The 16,579-nt window shown below is 65.6% G+C and carries 16 protein-coding genes; 7 read left to right on the top strand and 9 right to left on the bottom strand.

Features of this window, described 5'->3' with window-relative positions:
* Positions 1–69 precede the first annotated feature (69 nt).
* Positions 70–1,773, top strand: coding sequence for a methyl-accepting chemotaxis protein (locus U1H99_RS01595; RefSeq protein ID WP_323140029.1), 1,704 nt, complete (start codon positions 70–72; stop codon positions 1,771–1,773).
* A gap of 64 nt (positions 1,774–1,837) precedes the next feature.
* Here the strand turns inward: U1H99_RS01595 and U1H99_RS01590 are convergent, their stop codons facing one another.
* Complete coding sequence (locus U1H99_RS01590) at positions 1,838–2,407, bottom strand: DNA-3-methyladenine glycosylase (protein WP_323140028.1); 570 nt, start codon at positions 2,405–2,407, stop codon at positions 1,838–1,840.
* Between the two features lie 180 nt (positions 2,408–2,587).
* On the opposite strand from U1H99_RS01590, the gene U1H99_RS01585 reads away from it, so the two are divergent.
* Both U1H99_RS01585 and U1H99_RS01580 read left to right on the top strand, forming a co-directional pair.
* Positions 2,588–3,451, top strand: coding sequence for an HDOD domain-containing protein (locus U1H99_RS01585; protein WP_323140027.1), 864 nt, complete (start codon positions 2,588–2,590; stop codon positions 3,449–3,451).
* Between the two features lie 85 nt (positions 3,452–3,536).
* Positions 3,537–4,460, top strand: coding sequence for a tetratricopeptide repeat protein (locus tag U1H99_RS01580; protein WP_323140026.1), 924 nt, complete (start codon positions 3,537–3,539; stop codon positions 4,458–4,460).
* Positions 4,461–4,533: 73 nt separating this feature from the next.
* On the opposite strand, the gene infA is transcribed toward U1H99_RS01580, so the two are convergent.
* Positions 4,534–4,803, bottom strand: coding sequence for a translation initiation factor IF-1 (gene infA / locus U1H99_RS01575; RefSeq protein WP_323140025.1), 270 nt, complete (start codon positions 4,801–4,803; stop codon positions 4,534–4,536).
* Between the two features lie 422 nt (positions 4,804–5,225).
* On the opposite strand from infA, the gene U1H99_RS01570 reads away from it, so the two are divergent.
* Positions 5,226–5,672, top strand: a complete 447-nt coding sequence (locus U1H99_RS01570) for a hypothetical protein (RefSeq protein ID WP_323140024.1) — start codon at positions 5,226–5,228, stop codon at positions 5,670–5,672.
* Here the strand turns inward: U1H99_RS01570 and U1H99_RS01565 are convergent.
* The 7 genes from U1H99_RS01565 to U1H99_RS01535 all read right to left on the bottom strand — a co-directional run bounded on the left by U1H99_RS01565 (position 5,669) and on the right by U1H99_RS01535 (position 14,420).
* Positions 5,669–6,172, bottom strand: a complete 504-nt coding sequence (locus tag U1H99_RS01565; protein WP_323140023.1) for a DNA-deoxyinosine glycosylase — start codon at positions 6,170–6,172, stop codon at positions 5,669–5,671. The genes U1H99_RS01570 and U1H99_RS01565 overlap by 4 nt on opposite strands.
* A gap of 88 nt (positions 6,173–6,260) precedes the next feature.
* Complete coding sequence (locus U1H99_RS01560) at positions 6,261–6,977, bottom strand: PEP-CTERM sorting domain-containing protein (protein WP_323140022.1); 717 nt, start codon at positions 6,975–6,977, stop codon at positions 6,261–6,263.
* Between the two features lie 348 nt (positions 6,978–7,325).
* Positions 7,326–8,822 (bottom strand): efflux transporter outer membrane subunit, encoded by a 1,497-nt coding sequence (locus U1H99_RS01555; protein WP_323140021.1) that lies wholly within the window; start codon positions 8,820–8,822, stop codon positions 7,326–7,328.
* Between the two features lies 1 nt (position 8,823).
* Positions 8,824–12,021, bottom strand: a complete 3,198-nt coding sequence (locus U1H99_RS01550; RefSeq protein WP_323140020.1) for an efflux RND transporter permease subunit — start codon at positions 12,019–12,021, stop codon at positions 8,824–8,826.
* 11 nt (positions 12,022–12,032) lie between these two features.
* Positions 12,033–13,244 (bottom strand): efflux RND transporter periplasmic adaptor subunit, encoded by a 1,212-nt coding sequence (locus U1H99_RS01545; protein ID WP_141831616.1) that lies wholly within the window; start codon positions 13,242–13,244, stop codon positions 12,033–12,035.
* 157 nt (positions 13,245–13,401) lie between these two features.
* Positions 13,402–14,268 carry an alpha/beta hydrolase gene (locus U1H99_RS01540; RefSeq protein ID WP_323140019.1) on the bottom strand — a complete coding sequence of 289 codons (867 nt, stop codon included), beginning with the start codon at positions 14,266–14,268 and terminating at the stop codon, positions 13,402–13,404.
* The gene (locus U1H99_RS01535) at positions 14,265–14,420 is read right to left on the bottom strand and encodes a hypothetical protein (RefSeq protein WP_323140018.1); all 156 of its coding nucleotides are present in this window, start codon (positions 14,418–14,420) and stop codon (positions 14,265–14,267) included. Before U1H99_RS01535 ends, U1H99_RS01540 begins: the two co-directional genes overlap by 4 nt.
* A gap of 123 nt (positions 14,421–14,543) precedes the next feature.
* Between U1H99_RS01535 and U1H99_RS01530 the strand changes: the two genes are divergently transcribed.
* From U1H99_RS01530 to U1H99_RS01520, 3 genes are all read left to right on the top strand, one after another.
* A complete protein-coding gene (locus tag U1H99_RS01530; protein WP_323140017.1) occupies positions 14,544–15,503 on the top strand; it encodes a LysR family transcriptional regulator in 960 nt (319 codons plus the stop codon).
* A 55-nt stretch (positions 15,504–15,558) separates the two neighbouring features.
* The gene (locus U1H99_RS01525) at positions 15,559–15,996 is read left to right on the top strand and encodes an Mpo1 family 2-hydroxy fatty acid dioxygenase (RefSeq protein WP_141831613.1); all 438 of its coding nucleotides are present in this window, start codon (positions 15,559–15,561) and stop codon (positions 15,994–15,996) included.
* A gap of 113 nt (positions 15,997–16,109) precedes the next feature.
* Complete coding sequence (locus U1H99_RS01520) at positions 16,110–16,571, top strand: outer membrane lipoprotein (RefSeq protein WP_323140016.1); 462 nt, start codon at positions 16,110–16,112, stop codon at positions 16,569–16,571.
* Positions 16,572–16,579: the final 8 nt, after the last annotated feature.

Genomic DNA, 16,579 nt, shown 5'->3' with positions numbered 1-16,579 from the left:
GATGGGCGGCGTGCACGCCGCCCTTTTTGTCAGGGCGCCAGACGACCGCCCTCTTTAGCTGGAGCGAACATGCTGAACAAATTACGGATCGGTCCGAAGCTGCTGCTGGCGCCGGGCCTGGTACTGGTGCTGCTGCTGCTGCTGGCGGGCGCCGCCTGGTATGGCATGGTGCGCCAGAACGCATCGCTGGAAAACATGGTGCAGGTGCGCGCGGCGCGCCTGAAAAGCGTGGCCGACGTGGCGGGCGACGCAAAGTACGTGCACGCCAATGCATATCAGCTGCTGGCCTGGGTCAACGGCAGCTTTGCCAAGGCCAGGCTGGACGCCCTGATCGCCGACGTCGGCAGCCGCCACGCGGCGCTGAAAGCCCAGCTCGACGCGCTGGCGCAGGTCGGCAGCGCGGCCGAGCGCAAGCCGATCGACGCCTCGCTGGCGGCGCTGGCGGCGTATCGCAAGGCGGTGCAGGAGACCATCGAAATGGCCCAGGTCGACCAGTCCATCGCCACCAATTCGATGCAGAAGGCGGAAAAGGATTTCGTGATCCTGAACCAGCAGCTGGCCCAGCTCGCAGCCCTGGAAAAGACGCTGAGCGAGGAAGCCTACGCCGCCGCGCGCGAGGAATTCCACAACCTCGAGACCAGCATGATCGTGCTGGTGGTGCTGTCGATCGCGGTGTCGCTGGCGGTGACGATGCGCCTGCGCCGCGTGATGCTGCGCGATATCGGCGCGATCTCGAGCGTGGTGCGCGAAATGGCCGACGGCAAGCTGACCGGCAGCGCCGCCAGCGACGGCCGCGACGAGATCGCCGACACCTCGCGCGCGCTCGACCAGACCATATCGAACCTGAACCGCACGCTGCGCAGCGTGCTCGGCTCTGTGCGCTCGATCGACACCGCGTCCAAGGAAATCGCCAGCGGCAACCTCGACCTCTCGACCCGCACCGAGATGCAGGCCGGCTCGCTGCAGCAGACCGCCAGCGCGATGGAAACGCTGACCACGGCGGTCAAGGACAACGCCAGCAACGCGCGCCTGGCCACCGAACTGGCGGCGGAAGCGGCACGCCTGGCGTCCAGCGGCGGCGAGTCGGTCGGGCGCGCGGTGGCGACCATGGAATCGATCCGCGCCAGCTCGCGCAAGATCGTCGACATCATCGGCGTCATCGACGGCATTTCGTTCCAGACCAATATCCTGGCCCTGAACGCGGCGGTGGAAGCGGCGCGCGCCGGCGAACAGGGACGCGGCTTCGCCGTGGTGGCGTCGGAGGTGCGCACCCTGGCCCAGCGCTCGGCCTCGGCGGCCAAGGAGATCAAGGCCCTGATCGCGGATTCGGTGGCGATCATCGACAACGGCAGCACCTCGGTCAACGAAGCCGGATCGAGCATGGGCAGCGTGGTGGCCTCGGTGCAGCAGGTGAACGACATCATCAACCGCATCAGCGTGGCCAGCAACGAGCAGGCCGAGGGCATCGCCGAAGTGAATCTCGCCGTCGGCCAGATGGACGACATGACCCAGCAGAACGCGGCGCTGGTGGAACAGGCCGCGGCGGCGGCGGCCAGCCTGCACGAGCAGACCGTCAACCTGGCGCGCGCGGTGTCGGTGTTCGAGATCGAAGGCGAAGCGCAGCCGCAGGCCGGTCATGAAGACGCGGACGACGAGATCCAGCCGGTGCAGGGCGAGCGCCGTTCGCCGCACAGTGCCATGCGCGGAGCCCGTCCCGCTCTCGAGCACCGTGCCGCCGAGAGCCGCCCGCAACAGGCGCGCCGGCGGGCTTAGGCCGCACACTCGGCAGGACCGTCGCCCCTGCGCAGGCAGGGGCGACGCTACCGCTAACGGTAGTTCAACGAAACGGCTTGCTGACGTAACGCGACCCGGCCAATCCAAACCGCCACGGCACGTCGACCGCCTTCGAGATGCCGATGCGCGGACCGCTCACCACCTCGATCCCTTCCGGCGCCGCCTGCAGTTCGAACGGCGGTACGGCGATCGACTGGCCGTTCAAGGCGCGCGTCACGCCCAGCGCCTGGCACAGCTTGCCCGGTCCGGAACACAGCAGCCATTCATCCGTCGTGCCGCGGCGCTCGCGCATCGCCTCCAGGCCGGCCACCGGCTCGAGCGCGCGGATCAGCACCCCGGCGCCATGCCCTTCTTCACGGCAGACGAAGTTCAGGCACCAGTGGATGCCGTAGGAACGGTAGACGTAGGCATGGGCGGGCGGGCCGAACATCGCGAGATTGCGCTCGGTCGGACCGGAATAACTGTGCGAGGCCGGATCTTCGCCGTCATAGGCTTCGGTCTCGACGATGCATCCGCCGACGCCGTTGACCAGCACCGTGACGCCGATCAGCTGGCGTGCCACGCGGTGGGAAGGTGCTAGAAAATCGATACCGGCGAGCATATGGGGAGACATGTATGCATCTTACAACGGTCCCGTTTGCCGGGTCGCACCGTCTGTACAACGCTTTTCGCAGAGAACATTTTTGACGATTTTGCCATCAAATAAGTAAATGCATTGCTGCAACTTTTACGGCACTGGTGTACAGTGATGCGCTTCGCACTTATTTCCGTGCAGCACTATATTCCCCCGATCATGAGTACAGCAACCGCCCTGGCACGTCCCAGCGCCGCCGAGGATCCGGTCGACGCGCTGATCAAGTCGATCCGTATCCCGCCGCGTCCCAGCCTGCTGGCCGAGCTGCAACGCGAACTGGCATCGCCCGAGCCCAGCCCGGAAACGGTCGGCCGCATCGTGGCCAGCGACGTCGGCATGTCGGGCGCCCTCCTCAAATTAGCCAATTCGGCTGTTTACGGCGGCCGCAAGGCCAAGTCGATCGAGCAGGCCATCCTGTTCCTCGGCATTAACCAGGTCGCCGCCCTGATGACCGGCCTGCTGGCGCGCCGCGCGATCCCCGCCAATAGCGCCGCCCTGGCCAGCTTCTGGGACGTCTCGACCCGGCGCGCGCAGGCGATGGTGTTCCTGTCGCGCCGCCTGCGTATCGGCGAGCAGGACGTGGCTCATACCTTCGGCCTGTTCTGCGACACTGGGATACCGCTGCTGATGGAACGATTCGCCGACTATGGCGCCACCTACGCCGAAGCGGCGCTGGATGCCGAACGCCCCTTCACCGCGCTCGAGGACGAGCGCCACGCCACCTCGCACGCGGCGGTCGGCTGCCTGCTGGCGCGCACCTGGGGCCTATCCGGCGACATCGGCTGGGCCATCCTGCACCACCACGACTACACGGTGCTGGACGACGCCGACAGCCCGGCCACGGTGCGCTCGATGGTCGCGCTGTCGCTGCTGGCCGAAGGCGCGATCAGCAAATACCAGGGCCACGGCGAATCGCTCGAATGGAACAAGGGCGGCGCGCGCGCGATGGCCTACCTGGGCATGTCGGACGACGAAAAGGAAGAACTGCTGGACGAACTGGTCGAAGCCTTCCACGACGAGTAAACGCCCACCCGGCATATTTACATCCTCCGTGCGGCGGCGGATACTTCGACCAGACAGATCGAAGATCGCCGCGCGCGGAGGAGACATGAAGCGCCTGTTCCAGCCTTTGCGGCTGTTGCCGCTGCTGCCACTGTGGGTGGCCATCCTGGCCGGCTGCGCCAGTCCCCCCCCGCCCGCCCCGCCGCCATCGCTGTTCCTCGACGCGGCCTTTGCCCCGCCCTCCGAGACCATCGGCGCCGCCGACCTGTTCACCCTCAGCCCGGCCATGCAGGCCTACCTGCGCAGTCCCGCGTTCACGGCCCTGCTGCGCACGCGCGGCCGCGAGCGCGGCCTGCTCGACGCCCTGTACCGCCAGCAGGACCTGAAGCTCGACTACGACGCCAACGCGACCCGCCCTGCCGCCGGGACCTATGCCGCGCGTGCCGGCAACTGCCTGTCGCTGGTGATCATGACGGCCGCCTTCGCGCGCGAACTCGGACTGACGGTACGCTACCAGGCGGTCGACGTGGAGGATGCCTGGCGCCGCGAAGGCACGCTGTACCTGGTCGCGGCCCACGTCAACATCGCCCTCGGCCACCGCAAGCCGCGCGACCTGCTGTACGACGACAAGGCCGACCAGGAACTGGTGGTCGACTTCATGCCGCCGCCCGACGCCGCGCGCCTGCGTACGCGTCCGCTCGACGAAGGCGAAGTGGTCGCCCTGTTCCTCAACAACCGCGCCGCCGAGACCCTGGTGCAGGGCCGCATCGACGACGCCTACTGGTGGGCGCGCGCCGCGGTGCACGCCAATCCGGCCAGCGCCACCGCCTACAACACCCTCGGCGTGATCTACCAGCATCATGGCCAGCCGGCGCTGGCCGAACGCGCCTACCGCGCGGCACTCGGACGCGATCCGGACAACCTGGTGGCGATGCAGAACCTGTGGCCGCTGCTGGCCCGGCTCGGCCGTCTGGACGAAGCGCAGGTGCTGGCGCAGCGCGTGGCCGGGATCCGGCCGCCGCCGCTATAAAGTAAAAAGGGCCGGGTCCCTTACGGAACCCGGCCCTCTTCGATCCCGGATCAGGGCGCTGCGCGATGCCAGATCAACGGCGGCGCTGCTGCGGACGTGCGCCGGTCGGTGCCGGGCCGCGCGTCTCGATGTGGCGGAAGGTGATACGGCCCTTGTTCAGGTCGTACGGCGACATTTCCAGCGTGACGCGGTCGCCCGCAATGATGCGGATATGGTTCTTCTTCATGCGGCCCGAGGTGTACGCCACCAGTTGATGGCCATTCTCCAGGTCGACACGGAAGCGCATCTCCGGCAGCACTTCGGTCACTTTGCCACTCATTTCGATCAGTTCTTCTTTACTCATGTCATGTCCTTTTATCTATGAACGACTCTTTCCGTGACTGATGATGCGAAATCAACGATCGGCAATGCATCGACTGGCGAAGCGCGAATACCGCACCGCCGTCGGACAGGCTGCCAGTCTGCCTGGTCAAGAATGGGAAAAGTCGGGAAACGCAGCGCGTGTGCAGCTGGCGCGTTGCGAACTGGGGGATGCATCCAATATGGGGGCGTTGCGTCAGATTAAAAGAGGGGAAGCTTCACACTTTTGTCCGGCAGCAAGCCAACACCGTCATTCTACACGACAACGGACATCTCCACAGAGAAGGCCAAAGTTCCCTGGAAAAAACGGAACGATCAAGGCGACATAAAAAAGCGCTGTAAGTACTTGGCTATACAAAAACAGCTCTTGTATAGTAGTGCCCAAAATTCTTACCCGGAATACATATGTCCATCAAAACCCTTGGTGCGGCACTCGCTGCAATCCTCCTCGCCGGCTGTGCGACCCACGTGCCGCTGACCAACGAACAGATCGGACGCATTTCTGCCGACACCCCTGCCACCGACCTGAACGCCATCCTGGGCAAGGCCACCGTGGCTGCCAGATACGACGTCGACGCCGACGGCCAGACCTACCACGTGCGCCGGCTGGCGCTGAAGACCGGCACGCGCATGAAGAAGGTGACCATCTGCACCAAGACCTGCAACCTGGTCGACAGGCCGGTCGCCGTCACCACCCACTACCTGCTGATCCAGGAAATGCCTTCGCAAAAACTGCTGGGCTGGGGCACGACCGAAGAGCTCAGCAAGAGTGCCGACGAGCGGATCGCCTCGATCATGCCCAGGCTCAGGCAGGTGGACGCGGCAGCCGTGATGCCGGCGCCCGCGCGCTAGGCGGCGTCCGCCTCCCCCTCCACCAGGCGCCGCCACACGGCCAGCTTCTGTTCGAAGCTCAAGGCCATGTGCGCCGGCGAACTCGACGGCAGCACCACGGTGCGGTAGCCGGCCTCCTCGAACTGGCCGGCAAACTTGCCCGACGCCTGCCCATTGAACCCGACCGTCTGCAGCCCCGGGCACAGCCGGTGCAGGCGCTCGAAATCGTTGGCGGCCGGCCTGCGGATGGCGGAATCCAGGCTGCCTTCGCGCTCGCAGGCGGCCAGCACGTCCCACAGTCCGACGCGGTGTGCCAGCAGGCGCGGCAGGCGCGCGGCGTAGGGCAAGCCGTACAGGTCTTCACCGACCAGGACGCCAACCAGTTTCCAGAACTGGTTACGCGGATGAGCGTAATACTGCTGGGCCGCGAGCGAAGCGGCGCCGGGAAAGCTGCCCAGGATCAGGATGCGGGTATCGGGCGCAATGACGGGTGCCAGGCCGGTAAGCAGAGGAGCGGACATGGCCGCATCATAGTCCAGAAACGAAAAACGGGGCATCTGCCCCGTTCGTCGCCCGGTGCCGGCGCCATGGCCCCAGCCCTGACTCCTGTTATTTCTTGTTGCGGCGGCGGTGGAGGAAGCCCAGGCCGGCCAGGCCCAGGCCCAGCAGCGCGAGCGAACCCGGTTCCGGGACCTTGGCCGATGCGCCCGCGCCGGTGTCGGTACCGGTGCTGAGCGGGGTCGACGCCAGCGAAGCGCTGGTGGCCGGGGCACTGGTAACCGGCGTCGTCGTTACCGGGGTGCTGGTGACCGGGGCGGCCGCGATCGGGGTGGTCGACGGCATCAGAGTGCCGGCCACGGTATAGCTGACCGATCCCAGCCAGCCCGAGAACAGGCTCCAGTACGCATCCACGTCCGTGCCGTTCTGCCAGGAGATCGTCAGCAGGTTGTCGGCCGACAGCGCTGCCCACTGGGTGTCGGTGAGCTTGAAGGTGCCGCTCAAGGTGTAATCCTTGTCCTGGATGTTTTCGGTCACCGACACGCCGGTCGGGTAGCTGGTATTGCTCCAGTGGGCCGCCTGGTTGCCATCGATGAAGAAGTTGAAATACTCGTCGTCCCAGGCGTTATAGTTGGTGCCGTAGTCGCCCTTGGCGGTGACCGACACGGTGACGCCGGTGTACCTGGTGCCGTCCAGGGCATAGGTCTTGCTGAAGCCCTGGGCGCCCTGGGTAATGGTGGTCGTGTTGGAGGCGATGATGGCCGCCTGCGACGAGGTCGAGAACAAGGCGGCGGTGATGCTGAAAGTGGCGATGAGGAAGTGGCGCATCTTGAATCCTTAAGCAGTTGGGTGTTGTTTCAAATTATTTTTACTTTACCTAAAGCAATTTAAATGCCACATGGAAAAATCCCAGCCTTTTCAGTGCCTTATGCATTCCTGCTTCTGATTTTACCGTTTAACTGTAAAGATTCTCGACAGAAAAAAATAGTTTTTACGGTAAGAAAAATTCGTCGTCAGTTTGACGATCATAGGAGAACACCGCAACGGTGATGTAGAATTGACTAATATGATTAATTTGATGACTGTAAAATTTTTCGACAAAGCGAAAAAAACGGCAGCCCACGCGTAGCGCGAACTGCCGCAAAGGGCAGAACAAACTTCTGTTTCAGGACGCGATCAGCGGCGCGCCTGTACCATCCCATCCACCTGCGCGCCCGTAGGCGTGCCTTCCCAGCCGCCGCCCAGCGCCCGGATCAGCGCCACCGTCGTCACGGCACGGTCGCCGCGCAGTTGTACCGCGCTGCGCTCCACCGCCGCCTGGTTGCGCTGGGCATCCAGCAGTTCCAGGTAGCTGCCGCGGCCGGCGTCGTACAGCTTCTGTGCCAGGTCGGAGGAACGGCGCGCGGACACCAGCGCCTGTTCGGTCTCGTAGCTCTGCCCTGCCAGGATGCGCAGGCCGGCCAGGTTGTCCTCGACTTCGGCAAAGGCGGTCAGCACGCTCTGGCGGTAGGTACCCACCGCCTCGTCCAGCGCGGCTTCGCTGCGCGCCACGTTGTTGCGGTTGCGGCCGCCGTCGATCAAGGGCATCGACAGCGCCGCGCCCAGCAGCCAGGAACGGCTGCTCCACTTGAACACGTCGCCGACCGTCCCGGCCACGCCGCCGCCGTTGGCGCCGATGCTCAGCGCCGGGAACATGGCCGAACGCGCCACGCCGATGCGGGCATTGGCCGCCTCCATCGTGCGCTGGGCGCTGGCGATGTCGGGCCGGCGTTCCAGCAGGCTTGAAGGCAACCCGGCCGGGATCAGCGGCAGCCCGGACGCGTCTTCGAGCGGACTGGCCGGCGCCGTGAACATCGAGGCCGGCTTGCCCAGCAGGACCGCCAGCGCGTGTTCGGCCGTGGTGCGCTGGCGCTGCAGCCCGATCGCTTCGGCGCGCGAGGTCGCCAGTTCGGTACGGGCGCGCGCCAGGTCGAATTCGCCGATGTCGCCGAGCTCGAAACGGCGCCCGGTCACGCGCACGCTTTCCTCGCGCAGGCGCACCGTGCGCTCCACCGTCGCCAGTTCGGCGTCGAGAGAACGCAGGCGGAAGTAAGTCTGGGCCACGTCGGCCTGCAGCGACAGCAGCACCGAGCGGTAGGTCGCTTCCACCGCGCCGGCATCGCCGCGCGCCGCCGCCACGTTGGCCGACACCCGCCCGAACAAGTCGATTTCGTAGCTGGCCGACAGCCGCGCCGAATAGCTGGTGACCGGAGCCACCGGCGTGCCCGGCGCCTGCAGGGCTTCCAGCGACGACAGGCGGGTGCGCTGGGCACCGGCATCCACGCCGATCTGCGGAATGCGGTCGGCCTCGGCGACGCCGGCAATGGCGCGCGCCTGGCGTACGCGCGCCGCGGCCACCGTCAGGCTCTGGTTGTTGGCCGCCGCCTCGGCGACCAGCGCATCCAGCGACGGATCGTGGAACACGCGCCACCATTCGCCGCGCGGCTGGGCTTCGGCCGGCTGGCCGATCTTCCAGGTGGTGCCGTCGGGCGCGGTACGGGTCGCCGGCGCCTGCGCTTCCTTGAAGGCGGGTACCGCGGCGATCTCCGGCTGCTTGAATGCCGGCGTCGAGCAGGCGGCCAGCAGCAGTGCCGCGAACAATGGAGGCAAACCTCGTGCAATCATGGTTTTCATATCAGTGGTTTCCTTCCAGTGCGGGACCGTGCTCGGTGCCGGGAACGGCGGCCGGCTTGTGCGAAGGCCGCTCGAAACGCTTGGCCAGGGTGCGCAGCAGCACATAGAACACCGGCGTCAGGAACAGGCCGAAGAAGGTCACGCCCAGCATGCCGGCGAACACGGCGACACCCATCGCATGGCGCATCTCGGCGCCGGCGCCGTGCGAGAACACCAACGGCAGCACGCCCATGATGAAAGCGATCGAGGTCATCAGGATCGGACGCAAACGCAGGCGGCAGGCTTCCAGCGCGGCAGCGACGATGCTGCGGCCGTGATGCTCCAGCTCGACCGCGAATTCCACGATCAGGATCGCGTTCTTCGAGGCCAGGCCGACCAGCACGAACAGCGCGATCTGGGTGAACACGTTGTTGTCGCCGCCGGTCAGCTTCACGCCGATGAGGGCGCACAGGATCGACATCGGCACGATCAGGATCACGGCCAGCGGCAGCGTCCAGCTTTCGTACTGGGCAGCCAGCACCAGGAACACCAGCAGCACGCACAGCGGGAACACGAAGATCATGGTGTTACCCGACAGGATGTCCTGGTAGGTCAGGTCGGTCCATTCGTAGGCGATCCCCTTCGGCAGCACTTCGCGCGCGATTTCCTCCATCGCCGCCTGGGCCTGGCCCGACGAGACGCCCGGGGCCGGGCCGCCGTTCATCTCGGCGGCGACGTAGTTGTTGTAGCGCTGCACGCGGTCCGGGCCGTAGGTATCCTTGACCGTCATGAGCGAGGACAGCGGGATCATCTCGCCCTTGTCGTTGCGGACCTTCAGCTGGGCGATCTGCTCGCGCTGCGAACGGAACGGGGCATCGGCCTGCACCCGCACCTGGTAGGTACGGCCGAACTGGTTGAAGTCGTTCACGTACAGCGAACCGAGGTTGATCTGCAAGGTCTGGTTGATCTCGGCCAGCGGCACGCCCAGCTGTTTGGCTTTGACGCGGTCGACGTCGGCGAACAGCTGCGGCACGTTGATCTGGTAGCCCGAGAACACGCCAGCCAGGCGTTTATCGGTCGCGGCCTTGGCCATGAAGGCCTGCACCGCCTTGTTCAGCTCATCGTAGCCGAGGTTGCCGCGGTCTTCGATCATCATCTTGAAGCCGCCGGTGGTGCCTAGGCCGTTGACCGGCGGCGGCGGGAGCACCATCACGAAGGCGTCCTCGATGGCGGCGCCCATGCGCTTGTTGATCTCGCCGGCGATGGCTTCGGCGCTCTGGTCCTTGCCGCGCTGGTCGAAGGGTTTCAGGCTGACGAAGGCGATACCGGCGTTCGGCGCATTGGTGAAGCCGTTGATCGACAGGCCCGGGAAGGCAATTGAGGACTCCACGCCCGGGATGCCGCGTGCCACGTCCGACATCTTGCGGATCACGGCATCGGTGCGGTCGAGCGAGGCGGCGTCCGGCAGCTGGGCGAAGCCGATCAGGTAAGCCTTGTCCTGGGCCGGCACGAAGCCCGGCGGCACCGCCTTGAACATGAAGATGCCGGCGATCGTCAGCAGCGCATACACGCCGAGCGAGGCGCTCTTGCGCTTCAGGACGCCCTGCACGCCCGCTTCGTACTTGTGCGAGGAGCGGGTGAAGAAGCGGTTGAAACCCTTGAAGAAGCGGCCGAACACGGCGTCCATGCCGCGCGTCAGCCAGTCCTTTTTCGCACCGTGCGGTTTCAGGAGCACGGCCGACAGCGCCGGCGCCAGGGTCAGGGACAGGAAGGCCGAGATCACGGTCGAGATGGCGATCGTCAGCGCGAACTGGCGGTAGAACTGGCCGGTCAGGCCCGAGACGAAGGCGATCGGCACGAACACGGCGCACAGCACCAGCGCAATCGCGATGATCGGGCCGGACACTTCCTTCATTGCCTGCACGGTGGCGTCATGCGGGTTCAGGCCGTTCTCGATATTCCGTTCCACGTTCTCGACCACCACGATGGCGTCGTCGACCACGATACCGATCGCCAGCACCAGGCCGAACAACGACAGCGTGTTGATCGAGAAGCCGAAGGCCAGCATCACGGCAAAGGTACCGACCACCGACACCGGCACCGCCAGCAGCGGAATCACCGACGCGCGCCAGGTTTGCAGGAACACGATCACGACGATCGCCACCAGCACGATCGCCTCGATCAGCGTATGCAGCACCGAGTCGATCGACTCGCGCACGAACTGGGTCGGGTCGTACACGATGCTGTAGGTCATCCCCTGCGGGAAATCCTTCGACAGTTCTTCCATCTTGGCGCGCACGTCGGTCGACAGCTGCAGCGCATTCGCGGTCGGCGACTGGAACAACGGGATCGCCACCGCCGACTTGTTGTCGAGCAGCGAGCGCAGGGCGTAGGAGTTCGAGCCCATTTCCAGGCGTGCAACGTCCTTCAGCAGGGTGGTGGCGCCATCCGTGTTGGTCTTGACCACGATGTTGCCGAATTCCTCCACGCTGGCCAGGCGGCCCTGGGTGTTCACGGTCAGCTGGAACTCGGCGCCCTTGGACGGGCCCTGGCCGACCACGCCGGCCGCGACCTGCACGTTCTGCTCGCGGATGGCGTTGACGACGTCGGTTGCCGTCAGGTTGCGTCCGGCCACCTTCTGCGGATCGAGCCAGACGCGCATCGCGTAGTCGCCCGAGCCGAACAGCTGGACGTCGCCCATGCCCGGGATGCGCGCCAGCTGGTCCTTGACGTTCAGCGTGGCGTAGTTGCGCAGGTACAGGTCGTCATAGCGGCCGTCCGGCGAATTCAGGTGCACCACCATCGTGATGTTGGGCGAACTCTTGACGGTGGTGACGCCGATCTGGCGCACCTCTTCCGGCAGGCGCGGCAGCGCGCGCTGGACGCGGTTCTGCACCGCCGTCTCGGCCTGCTCGACGTTGGTGCCGATTTTAAAGGTCACGGTCAGCTGCAGCGCGCCGTCCGAGGTGTTTTGCGAGGTCATATAGAGCATGCCCTCGACGCCGATGATCTCCTGCTCGATCGGCGTGGCGACCGTCTCGGCGATGACCTTCGGGTTGGCGCCCGGGTACTGGGCGCGCACCACGATCGACGGTGGCACGACCTCGGGGTATTCCGAGATCGGCAGCTGGAAGATCGAGATCAGGCCGGCCACGAACACGATGACGGACAAGACCGCCGCGAAGATCGGCTTGTCGACGAAAAAGCGTGAAATGTTCATTTTATTGTTCCTTACTTGGTCTCTGCCATGGCGATCCTGGCGCCGTCCTTCGCCGCCGGCGCACCGGTACTGGCCACCATCGGCACGGTCTGCGCCGTGATCGGGGCGCCCGGGCGCACCCGTTGCAGGCCATTGACGACGATCTTCTCGCCCGGCTTCAGGCCGCTGCGCACCACGCGCAGGCCATCGATGACCGGGCCCAGGGTGACAGCGCGGTACTCGGCCTTGCCGTCCTTGTCGACCACGAACACGAACTTGCGGCTCTGGTCGGTGCCGACGGCGCGGTCGGTGATCAGGAGCGCGTTTTTCGGGCTGCCGCCGCCGATCTGCACGCGCGCGAACAGGCCCGGCGCCATGCCGCGGTCCTTGTTGTCGAAGGTGGCGCGCATGCGCACGCTGCCGGTGCGGCTGTCGAGCTGGTTGTCGACGAATTCGAGCTTGCCTTCGTGCGGGAAGCCTTCTTCGCCGGCCAGGCCGACGTTCACCGCCACGGCGCGGCCGGCATGCGCATCCTTGCTCACGCGCAGATAGGTCTCCTCATCGCCGTCGAAGCTGGCGTAGATGCGGTCCAGCGACACCACCGAGGTCAGCACGTTCGAGGCGTCGACCAGGTTGCCGAGGGTGATCTCGGCCTTCGAGACGCGGCCGTCGATCGGCGAGACCACACGGGTATACGAGAGGTTCAGGCGCGCGGTCTGGGCCTGGGCGTCGAAGGCGCGCGCGGTGGCATCGAGTTCCTTCAGGCCGGATGCGCGCTCGTCGTATTCGCGCTGGGCAATGGCTTTATCGCCCAGCAGGCGCTCGGCGCGGGCCAGTTCGACGCGCGCCAATTCGGTCTTGGCGCGCGCCGACTTGGCGGCGGCGTCGGCACGGTCGGCTTCGGCCTGGTAGGGGCGCGCGTCGATCACGAACAGCACGTCGCCCTTTTTGACTTCGGCGCCCGGCTTGAAGTTGACGGCGGTGATGAAGCCGGACACGCGCGGACGGATCTCGACGCGCTCGACCGCTTCCAGCCGGCCCGAGAATTCCTGGGTTTCGGCGACCTGTTTTTCGATCACGGCGGCGGCCGACACCGGCGGACCGCCGGCGGCAGCCTGGGCCGGCGGCGCATCGGCCTTGCCGGTGGCATCCGAGCAGCCGGCGATCAGGATGGCCACGCCGGCTGCCCCGAGCGCCAGCACCAGCGGTCGTGCCGCCGTCTTCAATTGATGCATCGTTTTCATGTTGCCCTCTCGTTTTTGGAAAATTATTGATAACTTATTAATGCTTGGACGAAAGCAGTCCTTTCCGGGCTTTTGCAGGAAAAGACAGGTCTCCACTGCCCCGTTTGCCGGGGCAGCTTGTTATGGTTTATTTATTGAAAAACGCTGATCTGTAGGATCAACAGCCGGCAGGAAGCTTGTCCTGGTCGAGTCCGGCAATGAAGTTGGCGATTTCGCTCAAGGCATGTGCCTGGCAGGCACATTCGTTACGCGCGTTGGGTTCCTGCAGGCGCGCCGCAGACATGCGCCGGACCGTGGCCGGCACACCCGCATCGATCAGTTTCTTGCCATAGGCTTCGGCCTCGTCGCGCAAGGGGTCGTCCTCGGCCGACAGGATCAGCGCCGGGGGCAGGTTCTTCATGCGGCTCGACTGCAGCGGCGAGGCATACGGATGGCTGCGGTCGGCCGGATGCGGCAGGTAGCCGCGGTAGGCGGCGGCGCACTCGTTGACGACCTTGGCGGCGCCGACGCCGGCCGGCATCTCGCGCATCGAGCAGGTGGAGAGGCCGGGATCGAGCATCGGCATGACCAGGATCTGGCCCGCTACCTGCGGGGCGCCGCGGTCGCGCGCCATCAGGCTGCTGACGGCGGCCAGGTTGGCGCCGGCTTCGATGCCGGCCACCAGCAGGCGCTTGCCGTTCCAGCCGAGCTTGGTCTTGTTCTTCCGGGCCCACATCAGTACCGCATGCGCGTCCTCGACTGCCGCCGGGAAGGGTTTCACGGGTGCCAGCGTGTACGTGGAGGCCAGCACGATCGGCGCATTGCCGGCTTCGGCCAGGTGGCGCAGGAAGTTGTCGGAATGATCGAGGTCACCGTCGACGAAGCCGCCGCCGTGGAAGAACACCACCAGCGCCTCGCGCTTGCCTTCACGCTCCGCCTTGTACAGGCGCGCGGCCAGCGGCCCTTCGAAGCCGTCCACTTCCAGTTCGCGCACGACCAGGGTATCGTCGCGCAGGCGTTCGATCGCCGGGTGCAGCGCGATCATCGCGCACCCCCGACGGCGAACAGGGCCTGGTAGCCGCGTGCCTCGGCGGCGGCGCCATGCGTGTACGCGTCGCTGAGGACCAGCATAGCCATGAGCACCACGCCCAGGATCAGCGCCACGGCGGGACCGATGCTCTCGAGATGAAGTTTCATGACCTGCTCCTTTTTTATTGTGACCATAACGAGACTATAGACTTCAACTAGAATCTGATAAATAGAGCAATCGCGAATCCATTATTCAGATTCCTGAACAATCGCTACAGATGAGGTCGGTCGATGAACAAATTGCAGGCAATGGAAGTCTTCGTGCAGGTGGTCGATGCCGGCAGCTTCACGCGCGCGGCCGAAATGCTGCAGCTGCCCAAGGCCACGGTATCGACGCTGGTGCAGTCGCTGGAGACGGCGCTGTCGGCCAAGCTGCTGCACCGGACCACGCGCATGGTGACAGTCACCACCGACGGCGCCGCCTATTACGAACGTTGCATCCGCATCCTGTCCGACGTGCGCGACGCCGAGGAATCGCTGTCGCGCACCCGCCTGTCGCCCAGCGGCCGGCTGCGCGTCGACATGGCCACCGGGCTGGCCAGCGAAATCCTGATCCCGGCCCTGCCCGCCTTCTTCGAGCGCTATCCCGACATCCTCATGGAACTGGGCAGCACCGACCGCCCGGTCGACCTGATCGAGGAAGGGGTCGACTGTGCGATCCGCGGCGGCGACCTGTTCGACGACAGCCTGATCGCGCGCCGCGTCGGCGTGATCAACTTCGTCACTGCGGCGTCGCCCGACTACATCGCGCGCCACGGCATGCCGCGCCATCCGCGCGAGCTCGACCGCCACCGCTGCGTCAATTATTTCTCGGCCAAGACCGGCAAGACCTACGATTGGGACTTCCAGCGCGGCGACGAGACCATCGAGATTCCGATGCCCGGCGTGATCGCGCTCAACGATTCGAATGCCTACGTGCGCGCCGGCCTTGCCGGTCTCGGCATCATCCAGATGGCCGACTACCTGCTGGAGAAGCATGTGGCCGGCGGCGGCCTGGTGCGCGTGCTAGGCGACTGGGCCAGCAAGCCGCTGCCGGTGCACATCGTGTATCCGCAGAACCGCCACATGTCGGCCAAGGTGCGCGTGTTCGTCGAGTGGGTGGCGGAGCTGTTTGCGCGCCATCCGCACATGCAGATCGGGGCGCTGCCGCAGCTGGAGCCGCGCGGGGAAGAGGAAGCGGCGACGGCTTGACCGGTGGGTGTAGAATCTTTCTTACTAATAAGATGCACCCGCCGAGGAGACACCCATGGCCCAGCCGCGCCCGATCGACGTGCTGCTCGCGCAGTACGCCGACAGCCATCGCAACCCGACCAACGAACTGATCCACTTCGTGTGCGTGCCCCTGATCGTGTTCACGCTGCTGGGGATCCTGTGGAGCATCCACCCGCTGCTGGCCTGGATGGCCGGACTGGCCGCGCTCGCCTACTACGGCCGGTTGTCGATGCCGTTTGCGGTCGGCATGCTGGCGCTGTTCCTGCTCATGATGAGCCTGTTGTCGCTGATGCCGCCGCTGACGGTGCTGCCGCTGTCGATCGCCATTTTCGTGGTCGCATGGATCGGCCAGTTCATCGGTCACAAGATCGAGGGCAAGAAGCCGTCGTTCCTGGACGATGTGCGTTTCCTGCTGATCGGGCCGCTGTTCGTGCTGGGTTTTCTCTACCGGCGGCTTAATTTGGCCTACTGAGCCTGACCGATTGATCCAGCTCGCATAAGCGAGCACTGCATTGCGCGCCGGCTCTTGTGAAAAGCGTAATCTGACATCATCTGCTGAACACAATGAATTGATCGGAGCACATCATGAACCGCGCGCTTACTCTCTCTGCCGCCGCCCTCGCCTTTGCCGGCATGCTTGCCGGCTGCGCCACGCCGCCCGAATCGGGCAGCGTCTACAGCGCCTACCAGACCCAGAACGAACAGACGGTCCGCCTGGGCACGGTCGAATCGGTCCGCAACGTCACCATCGCCAATCCGGACAGTGGTACCGGCACCGTCGCCGGCGCCGCCCTCGGCGGCCTGGGCGGCTCGCAGATCGGCAGCGGCAACGGCTCTGCCGCGGTCGGCATCCTCGGTGCCGTGGCCGGCGGCATCATCGGCAACCGCCTCGAAAACAAGGCGAACAACCGTCCCGGCTTCGAGATTACCGTGCGCCTCGAGAATGGCGAACTGCGTTCGGTGACGCAACTGGCCGACGAAATGTTCCGTCCGGGCGAACGGGTGCGCCTGCTGAGCAACGGCTACACGACGCGCGTGACGCACTGAGGCAACGG

Origin of the sequence: Massilia phyllosphaerae (genome assembly GCF_034659755.1) — a bacterium.
Classification (GTDB): Bacteria; Pseudomonadota; Gammaproteobacteria; order Burkholderiales; family Burkholderiaceae_D; genus Telluria; species Telluria phyllosphaerae.
This window is presented reverse-complemented; position numbering and strand designations above follow the sequence as displayed.